The organism is Planomicrobium sp. CPCC 101079 (assembly GCF_007859275.1).
Taxonomy (GTDB): domain Bacteria; phylum Bacillota; class Bacilli; order Bacillales_A; family Planococcaceae; genus Planococcus.
The window spans coordinates 104,006-127,243 of the sequence record NZ_VOHC01000032.1 but is presented as its reverse complement, the minus strand read 5'-3'; the positions used below and the strand labels follow the sequence as shown (position 1 = coordinate 127,243).

The window sequence follows — 23,238 nt, the reverse complement described above, 5'->3', positions numbered from 1 at the left end:
CAAGATGCGGAGCAAAATAGCGAAGACGCCTGCGGGAAAGCGAGACAGATGAGACCCCGGAGCCGTGAAGCGGCGAGGAGGCTCAGCGCTCGCCCGCGGCAAGCGAAGCTGTTTTGCGGAGTATCTTTCACTGAAAGTAATTTATTCAACCCATATTTCGTATTTTCTTAAAAAAGGCAGTTTAAAAGCGAAATGAGTGAGAAGAATGTTTGTCACGTTTAGGGAAAAGTCCATCATCGAGTTGATCGTAAGAACCGCTGGAAAGCATACGGTCCACTCGCTTGCTACATATATAAATGTCAGTGCCAGAACAATCCAAAGAGATTTAAAATCTGTGGAAAAAACTTTAGAGGAATTTGATTTGGAGCTCAAGCGCACTTCAAACGAAGGGCTTTTTATCGATGGGAAAAACGAGCAGGTCTACAGGCTGATCCAAAACCTCATGAGCAGCCAGCCGACCGATGAAACGCCAGAAGAACGCAAGCTGAACTTGCTGATCATCCTGCTGCACGAAGGGTCTTCTTTCAAGACACGGATGCTCGCCAACCAATTGGGCGTCAGCGCTGCCACGCTATCGGCTTACCTGGATGATTTAGCGGAATGGCTCGGCAAGTTTTCAATCGCCTTGACGCGGAAAAGGGGCGTCGGCGTGGAACTCGACGGAGAAGAAGCCAATAAACGGCATGCGCTGGCCAATTATTTTTTGGTTTATTTTTACGAAGAAATCGTTGAGCAGCTGTATTTGCTGCAGCAAGGGAAAAAGCTGGAAGAGCCGGTTCTGGGCTATTTTTCACCACGGTATTTGGCAGCGATTGATTGTTTGGTAAACCAACGGATCAATAACGAACAAACGCGATTGGCCGACAGTGATTATATCGGCCTGGTCATCCACATTTGCCTAACGATCCAGCGGACCGAAAACCACTTTTTGCTGAATCCGATTGCTGAAGTGGTAACGGAGTATACAAGCGAATCAAAATTGATGGATGAACTTTGCGCTGAGTTGAACGCTGACCTTTCTGCATCATTGACGACCAGCGACGCGCATTTTCTGTCGGTTGTTTTAAGGGGTTCTAAAGTTCATGGCGCTGGCTGGGGTTATTACGACAGTGTGCTGCTTGGCAAGCTGATCAAGAATGTCATTGAGGAAGTCTCCACCAACCTGCATGTTGATTTATCGGATGACTTTTCGCTGTATCAAGGGCTGCTCGCGCATATGGGCCCATCAATTTTTCGCTTGAACCAAAAATTGGAATTATACAATCCGTTGACTGACGAGATTAAACGAAAGTACCCGGTGTTGTTTATGGCAGTTGCGAAAAGCTTGGAAAAAGTGTTCAAGGACATGGATTTCCCAGCTGATGAAATTGCCTTTATTGTGCTGCACTTCGGGTCGGCTCTGTTGATGAACGAGGAAAAAGTGCAAATCAACGCCGTGGTCATTTGTCCGACGGGCATTGGAACTTCCAAAATGCTTGCAAGCCGCATCCAAAAAGAAATTGTCGAAATCAATGCCGTGAAAATTTTATCTATCAATGAATTTCAATCGGCGCATTTTGACGACTACGACTTAATCATTTCCACCATTAGGCTGCCGCTTACAGATATTGACTATATTATGGTAAGCCCGTTGTTAAGTGACAAGGATATCGGGTATATAGAAAACTATCTGCAGAACAACCTGGAGAAAATCACCAGGAAAAAGCGGTATTTGACTCCAGAGATTCAGCAGGACGACAGGATGCAAAACAACAAACCGAGCCTCCAGACCCTCCTGCAGGAAATAAAAGATGTCCAATCGAGCATGGATGCTATTCTGAACAACTTCCAAGTATACCGGGAACACCAGGCGCCGGACCACTGGCAAGTGCTGAATAGAATGGTGGAACAAGCGAAAACCAATCGCCTTATCACTGATGCTCCAGCCGTTATGCACCAGCTGGAGGAGCGGGAGAAGAAAGGCGGTCTTGGCATCCCGGACACAACCATGGGACTTTTCCATTGCCGGGATGACAGTATCCAGGAACTGATATTTCAAGTGGCACATTTGGAAGAATTCTGTACAGTCGAAGGAATGGACGGGCAGAGTATGCAGATAAAAAATCTGCTCTTGATGCTGGCGCCAACTAAGATGAGCGACAGGGAACAGGAAATTTTAAGCATGATCAGCACTAGTTTGATTGAAAGTGCTGCTTCGATGATGATTTTTTCATCTTCGAACGAAAAAATGATCCGGCAAAAGCTGGAGGATTTATTTTTGGACTACCTACAAAATAATTTGATAAAGGAATGATAATGTTGAAACAGACGGTTCATTTTGGAGCAGGGAATATAGGGAGAGGCTTTATCGGGGCGCTGTTTTCCGAGTCGGGCTACCATGTAACGTTCGTCGATATTGCCGAACAAGTCATCAATAAATTAAACGAAGAACAGCAGTACGGCGTGAAGCTGGCTACAGCACAAGAAGAAACAACGACCATCAAAAACGTTTCAGGGTTAAATAACATGACCCAGGAAAATGAAGTGATAGAGGCGATCCAACAAGCGACGTATTTGACGACAGCAATCGGGCCGAACATCCTGCCGCGGATTGCGCCGCTAATCGCCAAAGGCATAGCGAAGCGCGTAGGGGCAACAGATGAAAAGCTTTATGTGATTGCTTGTGAAAACCAAATCGGGGCAACAGATATCTTGAAGAATCATATTTTGAACAATCTTGACGAAGAAACGAAGCAGAAGCTAGAAGGCAAAGTCTACTTCTTCAATTCGGCGGTTGACCGCATCGTGCCGATCCAAGACCAAAGTTCGCTCGATGTGTTGGTCGAACCTTATTTTGAGTGGGTCGTGGAAACAACAGAAGAAATCCCGCAAGTGACCGGGATGAAAATCGTTGAAGACTTGGCGCCATTCATTGAACGGAAATTGTTTACCGTCAATACGGGACATGCTGTTATTGCGTACCTCGGCTACCTGGAAGGCAAATCGACAATCGATGAAACATTGGCTGATGAACACGTAGCGGAACAGGTAAGAGAGACACTGAAAGAGACGGGTGCTTATTTGGTCAAAGAGTATGGCCTTGATCAAGAAGAGCATTTGGCTTACATCAACAAAAACATTGAGCGCTTTAAGAATTCATTCTTGAATGATGGCGTTACAAGAGTGGGCCGTTCGCCGATCCGTAAACTCGGGCCTGAAGACCGGTTGATCCGTCCGGCAACCCAAGCTCAAAAAGCGGGATTGCCTTATACCAATCTTGCACAAGCGATTGCCGCTGCTTTGTTGTTCGATTCTCCAGAGGACGAAGAAGCAGTAGAAATCCAGAAAATGATCCAAGAAAATGGGCCGGCATATGTTTTGAAGAACGTCAGCCACTTGGATGAAAACAGCGAAATCACCCAAGAAGTGATTCGCCAGTATGAATCTTTAAAAGATAAAAAAGCAAATTGAACAGAAAGGATATGAGTTTGGCAGAAGCCGGACCCATCTCCTTTCTTTTTTACTGCGAAATTGCCTTTAGCAGCGGATGCAGTGATTTGGCTGTTCGTAACTCCGTGATAGCCTGAAGCACGGCTTCGGCAGAATCAGGAGAAGCAGAAACTGTTTTTTATCAATTTCCTATTTGAAAATGAAGAACTTAAAAATCTGGTGAACGATGAATTGGTTAAGCTCAAAGAAGATGATACTGTGGCGGCAGCGTTGTTGCCGGGTAATCTTTCCATTGCAACAGAACCAACCCCGGGAGGCATGCTAAAAGCACTTGGTTCATGGGATGTTCTATTATTCAAGAATGCCTCTTAACACATTGCGTTAGGATAGTTCCTTAGGCTCAGGAAAAACTCCTGCCCCTCTTCTAAAACCTCCTCTTTTTTCACTCCATCTATGCTACATTAGAAGAAAAGTTTGCTGAAAAGAAGGTAACCCATGCATCCGCAATTGACCACTTACATTACACTTATCAGTACGTCAGGCGTGCTGAATTTGTTTTTATGTTTATATGTCTTTTTGAAGCGCCATAATTTCACGAATGTCGCCAAGTATTTTGTTTTTTATGCAGCGTCAATCGCCATCTATTGTTTTGCATCCGCCTTCGGCTTGCTGGCCGAGACTCTAGCACAGATGAAGTTTTGGACCATCGTCCAGTATGTCGGCATGCCGGTTTCTTCGCCGCTCGGCTTATTGTTTGTCATGCATTACTTAGGGATAACCTTAACAAGAAAAAGATGCCTGTCACTGCTTGTGATTCCGATGATCAGTTTTGCAATGGTGGCGACCAATGACTTTCACCACCTGCATTATAAAGTGTTTCAAGTAGATCCTCTTTTAGGGGCGCCTTATATTTATCAAGAGATTGGCAGCTGGTATACCGTTCATGGGATTTACACATTCGGCTGTATGTTTTTTGCGTTTTTGCTGGTGCTTTTCCACTGGCGGGAAACGGCAAAAGTGTATCGGCCCCAATTGGTTGCGCTGCTATTCGGCCAATTTGTGCCAATGGCTACAGCGTTTCTTTATTTAATCGGGGTGACGCCGGCAGGGATCGATCCTGTACCGATGGTTCTTTGGCTGTCTTCGCTTTTGTATCTATGGGCGATCAGCACTTCGCGGCTGTTCACTTTGATGCCGATTGCAAAAGATGCCATATTCAACAGCATCAACGATGGAGTCATCGTGTTGGATGAATCCCACCGGCTCATCGAGTTTAACCAAGCCTCCAAAAATAATTTTCCGAAATTGAATAAAAACAAGTTTGGCAGAAACTTTCATGAGGTTTGGCTAGAGCTGTCTGGAAACCCGTTTCCGTTAGAATTAGACGCCTGGTCCAACCAGGAAGTGCAGCTTGCGACAGATCGGTCAGAGCGGATTTACCAAGTCCGGATTTCCCCGCTTGAAAACAGCAAGGGCCGATTGATCATTTTCACAGATATTACAGAAGTAAAAAGGCTGCAGGTACAACTCGAACACCAGGCTTATTTTGATGAACTGACTCAAATTTACAACCGCCGCGCTTTTTTGCGCCAAGCGGAGCGGAACTTTGAGGCAGCGAAAAAAAATCTGTCGCCTTTTACGGTCCTTTTGGTCGACATTGATCATTTTAAACGAGTGAATGACACGTATGGCCACGATATCGGTGATCAAGTGCTCGTGCATGTTGCCAAAGTTTTTCAAAAGCAGTTAACAGAAGGGGAAGTCTTTGCACGTTATGGAGGCGAGGAATTTGTTATCGCCTTGGACGGCTGCACTGAAAAAGAAGCTGAAGAACTGGCTGACGGGCTGCGAATGCACTTGGCACTTCAGCCGCTTGTCACCGAGAAGCGGGCAATTTCAGTGACTTTGAGCATAGGTGTGGCAGCCGCAAGAGAAGAAGCCGAGGAAAGCCTTTCCCGGCTTTTAAATAAAGCAGACAAAGCTTTGTACGAGGCCAAGCAAGAAGGGCGCGACCGGGTATGTGTTTATATGGAAAGCAGGGAGGCCGTAAACTAAAGTTTGAGCAAATAAGGAGTACTCAGTTTTTATTTTTTAAAAAGCTATTTTGCGGCATAGCACTAGAAAAACCTTAGTTTGTGCAAGTTTCGAAGCTGTAATACCGGGCAACTTACTTTATTACCGGCAGTAATTAGTTTATAATTACTAGTTAGTAGTAAAGATTTTAATCTATAATTAGATTCCATAGAGTGCATTGCCTTTAGAAATTTAAGCAACAAAGGTGCGCCGCATCTTTGTTGCAAATATACAGGATAAGGAAGGGTATAATGAGCAGCAGTCAGAAAAAATCAGACGTTATCTTAATTGGTGCCGGAGTCATGAGTGCGACTTTGGGGGCCATGCTAAAAGAGTTGTCACCAGAATGGGAAATCAAAGTATTTGAGAAGCTCGAAAAGGCAGGGGAAGAAAGCTCTAACGAATGGAACAATGCGGGTACAGGGCATGCTGCACTGTGCGAGCTTAACTATACACCTGAGAAACCTGACGGATCGATTGACATTACAAAAGCGATAAAAATCAACGAACAGTTCCAGCTTTCGCGCCAGTTCTGGTCTTTCCTTGTAGAGAACAAACGGATCAACAGCCCGAAAGATTTCATTATGCCAATCCCGCACATGAGTATGGTGCTTGGGGAAGACAACGTCAGCTTTTTGAAAAAGCGTTTTGAAGCGCTGGCTGATAACCCGCTTTTCAAAGGCATGGAATTCTCGGAAGACCCTGAAAAAATGAAAGAGTGGATTCCGCTTATCATGGAAGGCCGGAATCCGAACGATCGGATCGCAGCGACGAAAATCGATTCAGGTACCGATGTAAACTTTGGTGCTTTGACAAACATGCTGTTTGACCATTTGCAGAAGCAAAATGTTGAAGTCAACTACAAGCATACGATTAAAGATATTAAACGCACTGCTGACGGCATGTGGGAAGTGAAAGTCCACAACATGGTTGAAGATAGAATCGAATACCATACAGCGAAATTTATCTTCATCGGCGCAGGCGGCGGAAGTTTGCCGATCCTGCAAAAAACAGGCATTCCGGAATCCAAGCATATCGGAGGCTTCCCGGTAAGCGGGTTGTTCCTTGTATGTAAAGATCCGGCGATTGCAGAAAAACATCACGCTAAAGTATACGGCAAAGCGAAACTTGGCGCTCCGCCAATGTCCGTGCCGCACCTTGATACACGCTATATCGACAACAAAAAATCTTTGCTGTTTGGACCGTTTGCCGGCTTCTCGCCGAAGTTCCTAAAAACTGGCTCCAACATGGACTTGATCGGATCTGTAAAGCCGAATAACGTCTTCACGATGCTTGCGGCAGGGGCAAAAGAGATGTCACTGACTAAATACTTGATCCAGCAATTGATGCTGTCGAACGAAAAACGCGTTGAAGAATTGCGCGAGTTCATCCCGACTGCGAAACTCGAGGATTGGGAAGTCGTTGTAGCAGGACAACGTGTGCAAGTGATCAAAGATACCGATAAAGGCAAAGGAACCCTTCAGTTTGGTACAGAAATCGTTACAGCTGCTGACGGCTCGGTTGCTGCGCTGCTTGGCGCTTCTCCAGGAGCTTCCACTGCTGTTCACGCCATGCTTGAAATCTTTGAGAAATGCTTCCCGCAAGAGTTGAAACAATGGGAACCAAAAATCAAAGAAATGATTCCATCTTATGGTGTTTCCTTATCCGACAATCCTGAGCTTTTCGAAGAAATCCATGCTTCAACAGCGAAAGCGCTTGGTTTGGATGATATCAACTGGTCTGGTGTGGAAACAAAAGTATTGAGCGAAAAAGCTTAAATAATAGCTTCATTTTCTAAATACAAAAACCTTTAGTCCATCACTGGGCTAAAGGTTTTTTGTATTTATGGAGGTGAACCGTATCGTAATAAACGAAGTCGCTTCTATTCTTATTTGGATAATGTCTTTTAAATATTTTTCCGCAATCATTCCTTTATGTAACAATCCCTGTTCTTTTACATGCCAGAATACTATATAATGTTTTTATTGACTTTCGTAAATGGAGTTAAATAAAACATGATTTAATTTTAAATTTACTAAATAACAACTTAAAGACGAACATTTTTATTTAAAATAAATATAATGTTCGTAAATATAAATTTAAGTTGAAGGAAAGTGGAGGATTTGCCTAATGGATAAATTTAACAACAAGTGGATGCGTGCTGTGCTTCCGGCTTTACTGATCCACTGCAGCATCGGCACAGTTTACTGTTGGTCATTGTTCAAGGGGGATATTGCTTTTTACATGGGGGAAACGGTCGGTAACGTGGAATGGGCATTTAGTATAGCCATTTTTGTTCTTGGCATGTCTGCAGCTTTCGGGGGCAAGTTTGTCGAAAAAAACATCCAGAAGTCATCCCTCCTTGCGGCGTTGTTTTTTGTTGCCGGGATGGCAGGAACCGGTTTCTTCATTTATCAAAAGTCATTGATCGGCGTTTATTTTTCTTATGGGCTTATTATGGGGATTGGGCTTGGCATCGGTTATTTAACTCCGGTAAAAACATTGATGCTTTGGTTTAAAACGCAAAAAGGGTTAGCGACAGGCCTCGCAGTTTTAGGTTTCGGCTTAGCGAAGGTGATAGCAAGTCCTTTAATGGAAAAATTGCTTGGAGAAAGAACCGATGAAGGGATTTTAGTGAACCCCGCCAGCATTTACACAATGTTTTATATTTTAGCAGGTTTATATTTAGTGATGATGGTTATTGGACATCTGCTGCTGAAGAAACCAGGTGGATATGAAAAAGAAAGTCCACTAAGCCAAGGATTTAGTTATAAGAATGTATTAACAAATAAAACATTCATTGGGATTTGGCTCATGTTCTATATTAATATCACGTGCGGATTAGCATTGATTTCACAAGAAAAAGGCATTTTAGCGTTCATTGGATTCGGGGCAATTGGTTTAGTCAGTTCGCTGACAGCTATTTTCAATGCAGGCGGACGGATAGCTTTCTCGTCACTGGGTGATCAATTAAAAGACCGGAATTCGATTTACAAAATTATTTTCGCTTCATCGATTACAGCCATTTTACTAACGATTGTGCTTGATGGTATTAGCAATACTCTTACGGCATTCCTTATTATCGCCTTGCTTTGTGTCATAAATGCAGGTTACGGTGGAGGATTTTCATCTTTGCCGCCATTGCTGTCGGACCGTTTTGGTCTAAACAGTATTTCTACTGTACATGGATTAACCTTATCCGCTTGGGCGTTTGCAGGATTGACAGGCAATCAGTTAAGTACTTTTGTTTTAGAAAAAACGCAATCCTATGACATGGTGTTATATGTCATCATGGCCCTCTTCTCGCTTGCAACTTTAATTAGTATATTCGTCGTTAAATCTGAAAAAGTGCATTTAGAAAGTGAAGAATTAAATACAAAAAAAGAAATACTGGCAGGGTAATGTGTTTTATCCAAATACTTATCTAGACGCGTTACTGTGAACTGAATCATAAGTTGTTAAAATCTTGAAAACGTAAAATTTGATAAATAAAAACAGGAGAGTGCCCATATACGGGCACTCTCCTGTTTTTGCAGCTATAACTATTACCGCAATTATTGAGTTTCTTTTTTACCTCTTATTTGAAGAACGGTATTTTCTTCAATGCGATGGCGACTGGGATGGCTACAATAAGCCCCACTGCATTCTGGATGAGGTTGCCGGGAATTGACGCTGCCGGTACGACGAAATTGCCGAAGATGATCGCTTCACCGACATAGTATATAGCCAGCATAAATGGCACCGAGACTATGGCGGCAAGGATGTTGAAGCCGACGCTATTGCCCTTGCGGCCGCTCGACCAAGCGATTTGTCCGACTAAATATCCTTGCAGGCCACGGGCAAGAAATGAAATTGGCGCCCACAGGGTCCAGCCGGAAACTAGATCGAATAGCCCCATCCCGATGGCACCGGCAATCATCCCTTTTTTAGGGCCGAAGACAATCGAGATGACGAAAAGCATAGCGGTCCCTAGGTGGACCAATCCGCCATTTGCTGTGATCGGCAATTTTATATTTAACAAAAGCGTAGCAACAAATACAAGTGCAATGGACATAGCGGTCAAAATCAAATCAAAAGTGCGGCCGCTTGAATAAGAGGTGGTTGTTGTTTTTTGCATCGTCCTGTTCCTTCTTTCTTTGCAGTTTTTAACGTACTGCTACAATAGCAAAGGATTGGCCTAGTTAAAAGTATCACTTTAGCAGAAAACTTAGGGGTCAGTTCAAAGGTGAAAAAAGATCTTGCTCTTTTTGCCGCCGGGTGTTGGAAAGTTCTCTGTTTTTCTATATAGTTCCTAGTATCCGATGTAAAATAAGAAGTGCCTGGTGACTGAGAAAATAGAAATTAGCTAGTGGGCCTTTCATCAAAAAACATAAAGAGGCCGTATGACTGGAGAGTGGAAGAATGTTAGGGGAACAGATAAGATATTCCAGGTTGGCGAATATAACAAAAATCATCAATACCAAATTAGAACTGCGCGAAGTGCTGCAGCATGTAACGGCGGCAATTTCTGAAGAAATCATGCAATGTAGTTCTGTCGGCGTTTTCTTGCCCCAGGAAGATGGAACTTTCAGGGCATATGCGGGAAAGCCGGAAGTTATAAATGGCGCCTCGCTCTACAAACAAGTGATTGATCCCAAAACGGATTTATTGGCCAAAGAAGTTATTGAAACAAATAAGACCATTTACATTCCTGATGCTGTAAAAGACAACCGGCCTGACCGCACACCTGTTGAAGCGCTTGAGATAAAATCCTTGCTGGCATTGCCGATTTCGTTTGAGCAAGAGCTGTACGGTTTGGTTTTTTTGTTTGATTACGGAGCGCCGATGAACTTGATCGAGTCGGAAATCCAGAGCGTGGAAGCCTATGTGAATATGGCGGCGGTTGCCATCCGGAACGCTAAAACCTTGGCGCAGAAGGAAAGCCTTATTGCTGAGAAACAGCTGCTGCTCGATGTTACGAGTGATCTATCGATGTGCTCATCGCTGCAGGAATGCATGGATAAATGTTTCTACTACATTGGAAAAGTGCTGAACAACAACAATATGATTATTCACCTTTTGGATCCGGTGGAGAAAAAAATCATTCGCGCTACAAGTCAGAGCAGGGACTGCAACTGGACAGAGGCGGAATGGAGCAGATTGATTGAGAAAGCAAAAAAAGGGCGGACGTATGAGAATATAATCCAAGAGGTGATCCAGACAAAAACTATTTCTCATGTCGCGGTCGGGCCATGCAAAGGAGCGCTCCTGATCCCGTTGGCATTGATGAGGGAAGTGATCGGAGTCATCCTGGTTGCCGAGCCGGCTGGAGAAGCACCTGTTTATGACGAATCGCAAATTCAATTGGTACAATCTATTGTCGATGCTACAGCCCCGACATTTTCAAACTTGCTGTATATGGACCAGCTTGAAAACATGGTGGAAGAGCGGACAAGCGAACTGGCTGCTGCCAATGAAAAAGTGGTCAGCGTTATTGAAAGTATTACAGATGGATTTTTCGCGTTGAACAAAGAATGGGAATTTATCTATATCAACAAGCATCAATACCTTCCAGAAGGAAAAAGAGCAATGGACGTAATGGGTAAAAATATATGGGAAATTTTCCCTGAATGGGCAAAAACACTTATGTATGAAGAATTCCATCGCGCTATGATAGACCGGGTGCCGGTACACTTCGAAATGCCTTCCACTTCTGAAAACTATTGGAACGAAGTCGTCGCCTATCCTTACGATGAAGGAATTTGCTGTTTATCCAAAAACATAGCGGAGAAAAAGAAATACGAAAAAGAATTGCGGCGGCTGTCCAACTTGGATTTGATCGGGCAAATGGCTGCGGGCATCAGTCATGAAATTCGCAATCCAATGACCACAGTCCGTGGATTCTTGCAATTGTTGAAGCAAGAAAACAAGCTGGATAAACACGATGTCTATTTCGATGTGATGATTGAAGAACTCGACCGTGCCAATGCGATCATTACCGAATTTCTGTCAGTAGGAAACACACGAACATCCGATTTGCAGATGCTGGATTTGAATGCCGTCATCCATGATATTGCGCCGTTAATAAAGATTGATACGTTCGGCCAAAACAAACTGATTGAATTCGACACGCAAGATATACCAGAGTTGCTGCTAAACCGCAACGAAATCCGCCAATTGATCATCAACTTGTACCGCAATGCACTGGATGCGATGGAGGCCGGAAAACAGCTAACAATTTTTACGTACCAGGAAGGTGAAAATTGCATCGTTCTTGGCGTACAGGACCAAGGAGAGGGAATCCGGCCGGAAGTATTGGAAAAGCTTGGCACGCCTTTTTATACAACAAAAGACAATGGCACTGGGCTTGGGCTCGGCATTTGCTACGCCATAGCTGCCCGCCACAATGCCAAAATCGAAATCCTCACGGGACCAGAAGGCACGACTTTCCTGACAAAATTCTATTTGAAATCCACCGAATAAAGGCTTGAAGAAGTTTAAAGTGACAAAAAACAAATTTAATGTTGAGGACATGATTCTTTCAAAGAATCATGTCCTTATTTTTTTATTTAAATTTTGTAAAATTTCGATTGTTTTTAATGTAATGCTAAATTATAATACAAGGCATAACAAATAAAGCGTTTTCAAAAAGGAGGTGAACAATTGCGAATAACAGGAATGAATATTACATTCAAGCATTTTCCTTTTTTGTACTTTCTGGAAAGCATGGAGCGTTTAGAAATTGAAGAAATTGAAATATGGGCAGGAGAGCCCCATTTATTTATTTACAGGAATGCATTAAGAAATATGAGAATGATGAAAAGGGAGATAAAAGCCAGAAACCTGAACGTTTCCTGCTACACCCCGGAACAGTGTGTTTACCCCTATAACATAGCGGCGTCCGATACCGGCTGGCGAAACACAAGCATCGCTTATTTTGTTGATAACCTATATGCTGCGCTGGAGTTGGAGGCTGATAAAATGTTGATCACTTCTGGAATCGGAGATTTTTCTGTATCCCAAGAAGAATCATGGAAGTATGCAAGTGACTCCATTTACCAACTATCAAAAGTTGCTGAAAAGGAAGGGATGACGCTCGCGTTAGAACCGTTAACCCAATTTGAATCCAATTTGGTCACCGACTTCAAAGGATTAAAAAAGATGATAGAACAAATCCAATCGCCTTCGTTGAAAGGAATGATTGATTCAGTCGCGATGCAGTTAGCTGGCGAGACGCCAGACGACTATTTTTCCATGCTGCCTGAGTTGAACCACTTTCACTTGATCGATGGGGATGGCCAAACCGATGCCCATTTATCTTTGGACGATGGTATCCAGGATTGGAGGGGGTACTTAAAAAGCCTTCACCACCATGGATATGAAGGGACCTGTACCTTGGAAGTAATGGGTTCAGCTTATTATCAAGACCCTCAAGCGGCAATTAGGAACTCCTTAAAGAAACTAAAAGAATTTAAAATCTAACCATTTGATTTGGAGGAACTCTTATGAACAATGGCGCACTTACAAGAAAGCTTGGGTTTTGGGCAGCTTTAGCAATTGCAGTCGGTACAACAGTAGGATCGGGTATTTTTGTGTCATCAGGCGATGTTGCGCGGGCTGCAGGCAGCCCTTCGATTTCGATTCTCGCTTGGATAATAGGGGGGCTTATCGCCATTCCGCAAGTCATGGTATTGGCAGAATTATCTACTGCCTATCCGCAAAATGGAAGCGGTTACGTTTACTTGAACAAAGCCGGTTGGCGGCCTTTAGGCTTTTTATATGGGTGGGCAACGTTTTGGGCTTTGGATCCTCCATCCATCGCAATTATGGCGTTGGCGCTTGTTTCGTATATAGCGACGTTTCTGCCATTCTTCGATGGCCTGCCTGGAAAATTGCTTGGCATAGCCATCATTTTGATTATTACTTCCATCCATTACCGGAGTGTCAAAGAAGGCGGCAAGTTCCAGGTTATTATTACAGCGGTTAAAATCGTTCCGTTCTTGATTGTTATCGGTTTAGGGTTAATGTACATGAATCCTGGGAATTTCTCATATACACCTCCCGCAGGTGGATCCGTGAATACAAGTCTAATCGGCGGTGTTTCCGCCACTACTTGGGCTTATACGGGAATGGCAGCCATTTGCTTTATGGCAGGGGAGTTCAAAAACCCGGGCAAAGTCCTCCCGCGTGCCCTTATTTCCTCCATTTTAATCGTGATGGGTTTATATACCTTGCTGGCGGTTTGCGTTATCGGCTTAATGCCTTTCGAGAGCCTTCTGGCTTCCAATGCAGCATTATCGGATGCTGTAAAGTTTATCCCGGGATTCTCTGATATTGCTTCGTCCTTTGTGGCGGTTACTGCCATTATTGTAATCTTGGGATCTTTGAGTTCATGCATCATGTTCCAGCCGCGCCTGGAATATGCGATGGCGAAAGACGGATTATTCTTCCAGCGCTTTGCGAAAGTTCATCCTAAATATGAAACTCCAAGCTTTTCGATTATTGTCCAAGTGACGTACGCATGCATTTTGGTTATGTTCAGCAACCTGACTGCCTTGCTGGGATATTTCACGCTTATTCAATTGCTTATCAACATTATGGACTTTGCTGCTGTTTACAAATGCCGCAAAAGAGGCGACTACAAGCCGGTCTACCGCATGCCAATGTGGAGAGTAACTACAGTGCTGGCCATTCTTGGCGCTGCTTGGCTGGCCTGGGGCACGTTCACATGGGCTCCAATCGAAGGCATGATTGCTGCATTGATCGTTATTGCAACCGGACTTCCCGTATATTACTACTGGGAAAAGAAATATGGCGGCAGAAAGAGCGAAGATGCGGCGGTTTGGCAAATTGAAGCAGAGAAAATCAGGCCTGCTGATTAAAGAATGGAAACTATTTGAATTAATTGTTATATTCAATTATAATACAAGACATAACAAATAGAAGTTGAGAGGAAGATGACAGTGCTAAAATACGATGAAGAACTATTCCTGAAACTGGTTGAAAGAGAAGGGTTAGCTTATAGAGGACAAATCGAAAAAATCGTAGACGGGATTTGCAAAAAAGGATACAGCAACATTTTCCTTATTGGTGCAGGTGGAACGATTGCGATGATGTACCCTTACGAATACATTTTAAAATCAAATTCTACAATTGAAGTTCAAGCGCAAATAGCAGCAGAATTCATGGTAATGAACAATAGACGCTTCAGCGAAGACTCTGTCTGCATTTTCACATCCGTATCCGGAACAACGGAAGAAACAGTCGCAGCGGCTAAATTCTGCAAGGAAAGAGGAGCGACTACGATTGCACTGGTGGCAGAGCCGAATACGCCGCTTACTCAAATTGTCGACCACTGCATCACGACTGGATCAGAAACGCATTCTTTTGACACATTCTTCATGCTGTTATACATGGTGGTGTTCCGCTTCATGTATAACAATAATGAATTTCCACAGTATGAACAATTCACGGAGGAAGTTGCGTTATTGCCGCAAGCTATCTTAAGTTCAGTGAAGGCATTTGATGCGAAAGCGGAAGAGTTTGCGATTGAACACAAAGATACGGATTACCATATGATGGTCGGTTCTGGTAACTTGTGGGGCAACACTTACTCCTACGCGATGTGCATCCTGGAAGAAATGCAGTGGATCCATGCCAAGTCGATTCACGCAGCCGAATTCTTCCACGGAACCCTTGAATTGGTGGTTGAAGACACGAGTGTTATTTTGCTGAAAGGCGAAGATGAGACGAGACCGTTAATGGATCGTGTTGAGAGATTTGCTGAAAAGATTACAAAACAGCTTACTGTTATTGATACGAAAGATTTCGAGATGGAAGGAATCAGCGAAGAATTCAGAAAGCACTTTTCTGTCAGCATCAACTGGGCTCTTCTTAGCCGAATCAGTGTATACCTTGAGCGCGAAAGAAATCATCCATTAACGCTGAGAAGATATTACCGGCAAATGGCATATTAACAAATGGATGAGCACTACTTTGTAGTGCTCATCCATTCATTGTTGAAGAAAGTGGGGGGAACTGATGAAAATCGTTACGGTTGGCGATAATTGCATGGATGTTTATCAGCCGCATGGGAAAGCCTATCCAGGAGGGAATCCGGTAAACGTGGCCGTGTATTTAAGAGGGTTAGGCGCAGATGCTGCTTATATTGGATGGGTGGGTTCTGATCAGTATGGGGAAGCACTGAAAGACAAAATTCAAGAAAAAGGCGTTGATGTTACCCACTTGTCAAAGAAAGAGGGGAAAACTGCGGTTACACAAGTAGAATTGATCGGAAATGACCGCTGTTTCGGGGACTATGATGAAGGTGTCATGGCTGAATTTTCATTAACCAAAGAAGAAATCGGTTTCATCGGAACACATAGGCTGGTGCATGCAGGAATTTGGGGGCATGCTGAAGACAAGTTTCCCGTATTCAAAGAAATGGGAATGCTGACTTCGTTTGATTTCTCCGATAAACTAAGCCACTCTCTTGTAGAAACCTTAGCACCGTTTATTGATTACGCTTTTTTCTCCTACATAAAAGATGACGAGTATATCCGGCAATTTTTAAAAGACGTGCAAAAGCAGGGAGTTAAAATTGCAGTAGCGACTTTAGGAGAAAACGGTTCACTTGCCTATGACGGGAGACAGTTCCACCACCAAGGGATAGTGGAAACAGAGATAGTGGATACGATGGGAGCGGGAGACTCTTTCATATCGGGCTTCCTTTACGGGATGGTAAAAGGGCTGCCCGTTAATCAATGCATGGAATCGGGAGCCAAAACGGCAGCCAAAACCATCCGCTTTTTTGGCGCGTGGTGACGGGCTTTTAGAATCTATGTATAATAGGGGATACATAATCTATCGATGGATAAGGATGAATACGTATGAATTTAAATCCTTCAACTCCCCAGCCGTTATACATGCAGATTCGGCAAATGTTGAAGAATGATGTTCAGCATGGAAAATATAAACCCGATGAACAGATTCCAACAGAAGCTGAACTTTGCGAAATCTATAATGTAAGCCGCATCACGATCCGAAAAGCGATAGAGGAACTGGTGAAAGAAGGGACATTAACACGTGTTCCACGCCGTGGAACCTTTGTGACCACAAAAAAATTCCACAACGAATTGCTTTCTGTAAGCGGCTTCTCTGAATTTAGCCATCAATTGGGCATGATTCCTAACTCCCGGATTTTAAGAAGCGAAGTGATTCCGGCTTCTGAAGAAGTGGCAGGCCACCTGTTGATTGATGAAGAAAGCCCTGTTTTGGAACTGGAACGGCTTATGTACGTGGATGACAAGCCTCTTTTCTACGATATCGCTCATTTCTCCTTGCTTCGTTTTCCTAATTTGGAGAAAAAGATTGCCATGGATGAGTCGACATACAAAATTCTTTCAACAGAATACCAGACGGAAATCGTCAGCAACGATAAAATCATTGATGTGATCGGTGCCACACCGGAGTACGCTAAGTTATTGGAATGCGATATCGGCGCAAACCTATTTAGGATTTTAAAGATTGCGTTTGATGCCAATGACGAGCCGGTCCATCTCTCCACCTTTATGTGCGAAACAAACAAGGTGAATTTAACCGTTCACCGAGCGAAATGATCAAGCTGAAGATGATATGAAAAGAAGACTGCTTAATCTGAAGGAATCCAGTCGGCTGAATGGTTCAAAACTTTCAATCAGTATCCGGAACTATAGCAATTTAACAATAAGCAATAAAGCTTGAAACGAAGAAATAGCACCTTAATTCGCAAGGTTTGATGACCTTGAAAGGCGAATTCAGGTGCTATTTTTTAGTTTGTACAACTATTAATAAAAGAAACCGAACTAATTTTATTTATTCGCGTTGTAATTAAAGAGGGCGATGTGAAGAAAGGTTTATTAATCGGCATTAGCAGGTTGATAAGTATTGTTGCTCTTTCAGGATATGGAATGCATTGGGTATTTTTTGATGTGCAGAGATTGCCTGCAGGTATTGGGATTGCAGAGAGGAATCAGCAATAAATGAGTGGATTGATGACGATAAGGTAAAATCAATGGGCACGTACTAACCATTCCAAAAGAAAAGTACGATTTTAGGAACAGCAAATAAAAAAGGGGGATTTTCTTTGGAGGGTCTAGAAATCTATTTTTTCATACGGTTTATTTTTGTTTTCTTTATCTCTATTTCCCTAATATTGATGGCTTTAACAATTCGCCCTTTCAATCGTTATGGATTGATCAACGGTTTTACCATTGGCTTGTTCGTTGTTGTGGCGACGGCAGTATCAATTACTAATGCGCTTACTGCGGGGTATTTGGCGGATGGTATATATCCAGGCGGGGACGTTGTCATTTCTTATTTATTTATCATTCTTTTTTTCTTATGTGTGCTGAACGTGCTGCTCTACGCCAGGTATTTCATCAAAAAAGAAAATTCTTCTAAAAGAGATTCTTCAGACTATAGTTAGGCTTACTCGTTACTATAGTTAGAATCATCCTGATTCGTGAGGTGTATAGACCTGCGAATTAGGATGATTTTTTTACGATGAGATCTTTTCCTTTATTCTTGAGCCAATGGAAGTAACTGACGCCTTCCTATAAACCCGGCTATAAAAAAACCTTGCAGTTTAGCTTCTGGCATTATATGATGTTAATCGTAATGTTTACTATTTGTTGATTGGAATAGAATCTTCAATCCATGCAGAGGAAATTTCTTCGCATAAGCATGGCGAAAAGCATGGACATACATAAGAAACAAAATAACCATAGCTGTCAAAAATTTTTTACCCTTTTTTAAATCGTAACACTTACTATTTGAGTATTCTATTAGTGAAATGAAAAAAGTGATGTCTTTTGTAAAAGCAGGGGGCAGGAATTAAGGAGGATTTTTAATGGGGAAATTATCGCAAACTTTTACTGTATTCATCTTAGCAGTCCTGCTGCTGGCAGCTTGTTCTTCTGAGACGGCAGAACAAACGGGCGGCAAGAACGAAATTAATCTGCTCTTCAATTTTGCAACAAGCTCCCTGGATCCGAATGTGGATACGAGCTATGTTTCTTTGAGGGCCGGGATTACCGAAACGTTGGTCCATTTGAACGACGAGAGCTTGAAGATTGAACCGTGGCTCGCAGAAAGCTGGACGAGTGAAGACGGACAAACGTGGACCATCCAATTGAGAAATGACGTAACGTTCCAAAATGGCAATCCGATGGACGGTGCTGCAGTCAAGGCTTCTTTGGAACGGGCGATGAAAGACAGCGTTGCGATTAAAAACGCGCTGCGCATCGAGTCTATAGAAGCCGAAGGCCACACACTGACGATCAAAACAGAAGTTCCATTTCCCGAATTCCCTTCCGAATTGGTCCACCCTAATACGTCCATTATCGACGTGTCAGAAACGGATTTTGTCAATAAACCGGTTGGAACCGGACCATTCGCGGTTTCTTCGTTTACTCCCGGGACAGCGGTAAAGCTAGAACGTTATGATGGCTACTGGGACGGTGCAGCTCTTTTGGAAACGGCCACGTTTTCATTTAACGAAGATGCCAATGCCAGATCGCTCGCGCTTCAATCGGGGGATGCTGACATTGTTTTCCGGCCGGAAGTGGAAAGTTTAGACAGCTTGAAGGCGATGGAAGGTGTGGAAGTGGAATCGACGTCGACATTCCGTGTCCACCAGATGACGATGAACCTCCAGCGGAAGCCGCTTCAGGACATCAATGTCCGCAAGGCGCTCGATGCGTTAATCGATCGCCAAATGATTTCGGACACGATTTTGAAAGGGCATGCGGAAGTTGCGGCCGGGCCGTTTCCGTCATCTTTTTCTTTCGCTCCGGATTACCCTGAAAAACAGAGCGGCATGGATGCTGCCCGAAACTTCTTAAAAGAAGCGGGTTATACAGAAACGAATGGCGTCATGCAAAAAGACGGCAAACCGCTCGAGCTGACAATGCTGACGTACAGCGCCCGCGCAGATTTGCCATTGATTGCGCAGATTTTCCAGTCGGATGCAAAGCAACTGGGCATCCAAGTGACCATTCAGCAAATTGAAATACCGGAAGAGTACATGGCGGCAAACCGCGATTGGGATTTGACAACCTACAGCAATTTGACGGCACCTCGAGGGGATGCAGGTTACTATTTGAATGCGACCTACCATCCAAAAGGGGCATTGAATTTCAGCGGTGCTGATGACGATCAGCTAACAGAAATGATCGATCAGCTCAACAGTACAGTAGGCCAGCAGGAGCGTTCGGATATAGCGGAAGAAATCGCTGCCTACGTCGACGAACAAGTGTACAACTCGTTTATCCTGCATCCGAATACGCTGGTTGCCTATAATTCGGACAAAGTGAAAAATTGGGTGACCTCACGGAGTGAATATTATATGTTGACGAACAAATTGGACGTGAACTAAGTGATCCGTATATTAAGCAGAAGATTATTCGAAGTACTGGTTTTTTTATTGATCATTACTTTTGTCAGCTTTCTTTTCGCCCGTCTTGCCCCAGGGGATCCGGTCCTGTCCATTCTTCAAGTGGATGACCTTTCTGTGACTAACGAGCAGGTCGAGGAACTCCGTGAAGATATGGGCTTCAATGATCCGCTTTTGGTGCAGTATGGCAACTGGTTTTTGGATTTTGCCAAAATGGATTTCGGAAATTCATATATTACCAACCAACCGGTAATGGAGATGATTTTCAGTGGCCTTCCGGCAACGCTGGAACTGACTGCAGGTGCGCTGATTGTCATGGTTTTGGTTGCAGTGCCCCTTGGTTCGCTTGCGGCGCTGCATAGGGGCACATGGATTGACCAGCTCAGCCGCGGCATCTCGCTTGTTGGAGCCGCAGTGCCGAGCTTTTGGCTGGGGCTGATCTTGATCGATTTATTTGCGGTGCGCTCTGGAATACTTCCAACGATGGGGAGGGACGGCATAATTTCTGCCATCCTTCCTTCTATTACGTTGGGGCTGGCGATTACAAGTGTTTACGTGCGCCTGTTGCGGTCTAGCTTGATCGATTCTTTGGGCCATGAATATATCCGGGCCGCGCGCGCAAGGGGCATCTCGGAAATTCGTATATTTTTCACTCATGCCTTTCGTGCGAGCCTGCCGCCGGTTATCACTGTTTTTGGTGTCAGCCTGGGCAGTTTGATTGGTGGAGTGGTTGTAATTGAAGTGATTTTTGCGTATCCGGGCATCGGCAAAATGGTCGTTGACGCAATAAGGGGAAGGGATTACCCCGTGATTCAAGGATACATCCTTGTTATGGCGCTGTTTGTTTTCATAGTAAACAGCTTGGCGGATTTGTCGCTGCGCTATTTAAATCCCGAATTGCGTTTGAAAGAAAAGAGGGATGAAGGATGGAGTTAAGTGTATCAAAATTCAATAAACCAACTTATAAAACTATAGGGCTGCTCATTTTACTAGGTACGACAGCTGCAGTTGCAGCGTACGCATTTCTAGTTTTGAAATACGATCCATCCTTCGTCAATCTGAACGAAAGGCTGCTGCCGATGAGCCTGGAACATCCGCTCGGCACAGATCACTTGGGGCGCGACGTATTGACCCGGATTCTCCTTGGTTCGCAGCTGACTGTCGGCTATGGTTTGCTGGCGCTGCTAGCTGCCGTGGCCATCGGGGTTCCATGCGGTATTTTGGCAGGCTTTAAAGGAGGATTTTTGGATCGCTTTTTCATGCGTATAGCAGATGCTTTCCAGTCGTTCCCTGACACCATTGTAGCCATTGTTTTAAGCGGCTTGCTCGGACCCGGCATTGACAACCTCTTGATTGCCATCGTGATGGTCAAGTGGGTCAATTATGCCCGCCTTGTGCGCAGCATCGTCAGCTCCGAACGCCATAAGGATTATATAACAATGGCGAAAATCAACGGCCTAAGCTCGTGGCGAATCATGTCAAAGCATCTATTTCCCCATATCATCGGGCATGTGCTTGTATTGGCAAGTTTAGACCTTGGGAAAATCATCTTGTTGATTTCTTCGTTGTCCTATATCGGCCTTGGTTCGCAGCCGCCTGCCCCTGAATGGGGGGCTATGCTGAACGATGCCCGGCCTTATTTTCAGTCGGTGCCATCCTTGATGGTCTTTCCAGGATTGGCCATTGTTTTTGTCGTGCTGCTGACAAATCTCTTGGGCGATTACCTAAGAGATAAATTTGACGTGAAAAAGGAATTGAGTTCATGAGTCTTCTATCGATCCATAATCTATCTGTCGCAGCCAAGGAGATGGAACTTGTCAAAAAAATCTCTTTAGAAATTGGCAAGGGCGAATGGCTGGCCATTGTCGGCCAAAGCGGAAGCGGAAAAAGCATCACCGCATCAGCCATCGGCCAGTTGTTGGGACCAAATTTGAAGGCTGAAGGAGAAGTGATGTATAAAGGAGAAAACTTGCTTGCCATGCCTGCCAAAGAAATGCGGAAGATGCGCGGGAAAAACCTTTCTTATGTTTTCCAAGATTACCAGGGTTCATTTACTCCTTTTTTAACGATCGGCCGCCATTTTGACGAGTTTCAAAAGACGCATCTTGCACTTTCAAAAAAGGACAGGAGACAACAAGCCCAGGAAGCTTTAGTATCTGTCGGGCTAAAACCGGAAATATATCGCCGCTATCCTTTCCAGCTGAGCGGAGGCCAGCTTCAGCGTGTTTCAATCGCTTTGGCCCTTCTTTTAAATCCAGATATTCTGATTGCGGATGAGCCAACGACAGCATTGGACAGCATTTCATCATTCAAAATCCTGGAACTCTTGTCGAACTTGCAAAAGCAAACCGGCTGCTCGATTTTATTCATTACCCATGATTTGCGGCATGTGAAGAACTATGCAGACCATATTGTGGTGATGAAAGAAGGGGCAATCGTTGAGCAGGGGAGGAAGGAGCAAATATTGAATCAGCCAAAGCATCCATATACCAAGCTGCTGATCGAAGCTGCCCCAACCCTTAGATCCCCACTATCTTCTCCGGAGGTTGCAAAATGAGCTTACTAGAACTGAATAATGTCAGCAAAACTTATGAGAATGGAGACGCTGTACTGAAAAATATCGCCTTTTCGCTGGAAAAGAAGGAATGCGTCGGGCTTGTCGGGGAAAGCGGCTGCGGAAAAAGTACGCTGGCCCGTTGCATTTTACAGCTTGCTTCGATAGATGAGGGAGAAATCCTGTTCAACGGCATGGCGCTGCAAAATAAGAACGAACGGAACCTAAGGCCTTACCGGAGAAATATCCAGATGGTCATGCAAAATCCCGCAATATCGTTAAACCCAAAATTGAAAATCCGGGAGTCCTTGCTGGATCCGTATTACCAATACGGCGCTCAAGCAGATTTAAGGCATTTTCAGTATGCGAACGAGGCCGATTTCGCAAAGCAGTTGATGGGGGCAGTGGAGCTGCCAATAGCATTGGCCGATCGCTATCCTCATGAATTGAGCGGTGGGCAAAAGCAACGGATCACGATAGCACGCGCTATCAGCTTGGAGCCGGCGTTAATTATATTGGATGAGCCGACATCAAGCTTGGATATCTTGTCTCAAGCTTCCATCTTGAAATTGCTGAACGGCCTTCGTGAACAGCTTGAACTTTCGTATTTGTTCATTTCGCATGATTTGTCAGCGGTGAATGCGATGAGCCAGAAGATTCTGGTGATGAAGGAAGGAAGCATAATGGATCGCTTCAGCAGAGAAGAACTGTTTTTTGAAAACCGGCACAGCTATACAAAAGAATTGATTTCACTGTATCAATAAAAGAA

General features: G+C 44.1%; 19 protein-coding genes. 18 read left to right on the top strand and 1 reads right to left on the bottom strand.

Annotation, left to right across the window (positions count from 1 at the left end):
* Positions 1–205 precede the first annotated feature (205 nt).
* The 5 genes from FQV28_RS17845 (at position 206) to FQV28_RS17825 (ending at position 8,904) form a co-directional block, all read left to right on the top strand.
* Positions 206–2,293, top strand: coding sequence for a BglG family transcription antiterminator (locus FQV28_RS17845; RefSeq protein WP_146497871.1), 2,088 nt, complete (start codon positions 206–208; stop codon positions 2,291–2,293).
* Between the two features lie 5 nt (positions 2,294–2,298).
* Complete coding sequence (locus tag FQV28_RS17840) at positions 2,299–3,450, top strand: mannitol-1-phosphate 5-dehydrogenase (RefSeq protein WP_146497870.1); 1,152 nt, start codon at positions 2,299–2,301, stop codon at positions 3,448–3,450.
* A 474-nt stretch (positions 3,451–3,924) separates the two neighbouring features.
* Positions 3,925–5,484, top strand: coding sequence for a histidine kinase N-terminal 7TM domain-containing diguanylate cyclase (locus FQV28_RS17835; RefSeq protein WP_146497869.1), 1,560 nt, complete (start codon positions 3,925–3,927; stop codon positions 5,482–5,484).
* Between the two features lie 269 nt (positions 5,485–5,753).
* On the top strand, positions 5,754–7,280 hold the full coding sequence (locus FQV28_RS17830) for a malate:quinone oxidoreductase (protein ID WP_146497868.1): 1,527 nt from the start codon (positions 5,754–5,756) through the stop codon (positions 7,278–7,280).
* A 352-nt stretch (positions 7,281–7,632) separates the two neighbouring features.
* Positions 7,633–8,904 (top strand): OFA family MFS transporter, encoded by a 1,272-nt coding sequence (locus FQV28_RS17825; protein WP_146497867.1) that lies wholly within the window; start codon positions 7,633–7,635, stop codon positions 8,902–8,904.
* A gap of 175 nt (positions 8,905–9,079) precedes the next feature.
* On the opposite strand, the gene FQV28_RS17820 is transcribed toward FQV28_RS17825, so the two are convergent.
* Entirely contained in the window at positions 9,080–9,619 is a 540-nt protein-coding gene (locus FQV28_RS17820; protein WP_146497866.1) for an ECF transporter S component, read from the bottom strand.
* Positions 9,620–9,903: 284 nt separating this feature from the next.
* On the opposite strand from FQV28_RS17820, the gene FQV28_RS17815 reads away from it, so the two are divergent.
* The 13 genes from FQV28_RS17815 to FQV28_RS17760 all read left to right on the top strand — a co-directional run bounded on the left by FQV28_RS17815 (position 9,904) and on the right by FQV28_RS17760 (position 23,233).
* Positions 9,904–11,964: an ATP-binding protein gene (locus FQV28_RS17815; RefSeq protein WP_146497865.1), complete on the top strand. Its 2,061-nt coding sequence runs from the start codon at positions 9,904–9,906 to the stop codon at positions 11,962–11,964.
* 180 nt (positions 11,965–12,144) lie between these two features.
* Positions 12,145–12,963 (top strand): TIM barrel protein, encoded by an 819-nt coding sequence (locus FQV28_RS17810; protein ID WP_146497864.1) that lies wholly within the window; start codon positions 12,145–12,147, stop codon positions 12,961–12,963.
* Positions 12,964–12,986: 23 nt separating this feature from the next.
* Positions 12,987–14,363: an amino acid permease gene (locus FQV28_RS17805; RefSeq protein WP_146497863.1), complete on the top strand. Its 1,377-nt coding sequence runs from the start codon at positions 12,987–12,989 to the stop codon at positions 14,361–14,363.
* Between the two features lie 81 nt (positions 14,364–14,444).
* A complete protein-coding gene (locus tag FQV28_RS17800; protein ID WP_146497944.1) occupies positions 14,445–15,458 on the top strand; it encodes an SIS domain-containing protein in 1,014 nt (337 codons plus the stop codon).
* A gap of 64 nt (positions 15,459–15,522) precedes the next feature.
* The gene (gene frlD, locus FQV28_RS17795; protein ID WP_146497862.1) at positions 15,523–16,305 is read left to right on the top strand and encodes a fructoselysine 6-kinase; all 783 of its coding nucleotides are present in this window, start codon (positions 15,523–15,525) and stop codon (positions 16,303–16,305) included.
* Between the two features lie 65 nt (positions 16,306–16,370).
* A complete protein-coding gene (locus FQV28_RS17790) occupies positions 16,371–17,099 on the top strand; it encodes a GntR family transcriptional regulator (RefSeq protein ID WP_146497861.1) in 729 nt (242 codons plus the stop codon).
* Between the two features lie 264 nt (positions 17,100–17,363).
* Positions 17,364–17,501: a hypothetical protein gene (locus FQV28_RS19335; RefSeq protein WP_186763931.1), complete on the top strand. Its 138-nt coding sequence runs from the start codon at positions 17,364–17,366 to the stop codon at positions 17,499–17,501.
* Between the two features lie 104 nt (positions 17,502–17,605).
* Positions 17,606–17,947, top strand: coding sequence for a hypothetical protein (locus FQV28_RS17785; protein WP_146497860.1), 342 nt, complete (start codon positions 17,606–17,608; stop codon positions 17,945–17,947).
* 423 nt (positions 17,948–18,370) lie between these two features.
* Positions 18,371–19,897 (top strand): nickel ABC transporter substrate-binding protein, encoded by a 1,527-nt coding sequence (gene nikA, locus FQV28_RS17780; protein ID WP_146497859.1) that lies wholly within the window; start codon positions 18,371–18,373, stop codon positions 19,895–19,897.
* The gene (nikB, locus tag FQV28_RS17775) at positions 19,898–20,851 is read left to right on the top strand and encodes a nickel ABC transporter permease (RefSeq protein WP_146497858.1); all 954 of its coding nucleotides are present in this window, start codon (positions 19,898–19,900) and stop codon (positions 20,849–20,851) included.
* The gene (gene nikC / locus FQV28_RS17770) at positions 20,842–21,681 is read left to right on the top strand and encodes a nickel transporter permease (RefSeq protein ID WP_146497857.1); all 840 of its coding nucleotides are present in this window, start codon (positions 20,842–20,844) and stop codon (positions 21,679–21,681) included. Before nikB ends, nikC begins: the two co-directional genes overlap by 10 nt.
* Positions 21,678–22,472 carry an ABC transporter ATP-binding protein gene (locus FQV28_RS17765; protein WP_146497856.1) on the top strand — a complete coding sequence of 265 codons (795 nt, stop codon included), beginning with the start codon at positions 21,678–21,680 and terminating at the stop codon, positions 22,470–22,472. Before nikC ends, FQV28_RS17765 begins: the two co-directional genes overlap by 4 nt.
* The gene (locus FQV28_RS17760; RefSeq protein WP_146497855.1) at positions 22,469–23,233 is read left to right on the top strand and encodes an ABC transporter ATP-binding protein; all 765 of its coding nucleotides are present in this window, start codon (positions 22,469–22,471) and stop codon (positions 23,231–23,233) included. Before FQV28_RS17765 ends, FQV28_RS17760 begins: the two co-directional genes overlap by 4 nt.
* Positions 23,234–23,238: the final 5 nt, after the last annotated feature.

Excerpts from the sequence above, each read along its gene's own strand:
- FQV28_RS17825 (WP_146497867.1), top strand. The coding sequence starts at position 7,633 with ATGGATAAATTTAACAACAAGTGGATGCGTGCTGTGCTTCCGGCTTTA.
- FQV28_RS17790 (WP_146497861.1), top strand. The coding sequence starts at position 16,371 with ATGAATTTAAATCCTTCAACTCCCCAGCCGTTATACATGCAGATTCGG.
- FQV28_RS17845 (WP_146497871.1), top strand. The coding sequence starts at position 206 with ATGTTTGTCACGTTTAGGGAAAAGTCCATCATCGAGTTGATCGTAAGA.
- FQV28_RS17830 (WP_146497868.1), top strand. The coding sequence starts at position 5,754 with ATGAGCAGCAGTCAGAAAAAATCAGACGTTATCTTAATTGGTGCCGGA.
- FQV28_RS17805 (WP_146497863.1), top strand. The coding sequence starts at position 12,987 with ATGAACAATGGCGCACTTACAAGAAAGCTTGGGTTTTGGGCAGCTTTA.
- FQV28_RS17815 (WP_146497865.1), top strand. The coding sequence starts at position 9,904 with ATGTTAGGGGAACAGATAAGATATTCCAGGTTGGCGAATATAACAAAA.
- FQV28_RS17760 (WP_146497855.1), top strand. The coding sequence starts at position 22,469 with ATGAGCTTACTAGAACTGAATAATGTCAGCAAAACTTATGAGAATGGA.
- nikC (WP_146497857.1), top strand. The coding sequence starts at position 20,842 with ATGGAGTTAAGTGTATCAAAATTCAATAAACCAACTTATAAAACTATA.
- nikA (WP_146497859.1), top strand. The coding sequence starts at position 18,371 with ATGGGGAAATTATCGCAAACTTTTACTGTATTCATCTTAGCAGTCCTG.
- frlD (WP_146497862.1), top strand. The coding sequence starts at position 15,523 with ATGAAAATCGTTACGGTTGGCGATAATTGCATGGATGTTTATCAGCCG.
- FQV28_RS17765 (WP_146497856.1), top strand. The coding sequence starts at position 21,678 with ATGAGTCTTCTATCGATCCATAATCTATCTGTCGCAGCCAAGGAGATG.
- FQV28_RS17820 (WP_146497866.1), bottom strand. The coding sequence starts at position 9,619 with ATGCAAAAAACAACAACCACCTCTTATTCAAGCGGCCGCACTTTTGAT.
- FQV28_RS17835 (WP_146497869.1), top strand. The coding sequence starts at position 3,925 with ATGCATCCGCAATTGACCACTTACATTACACTTATCAGTACGTCAGGC.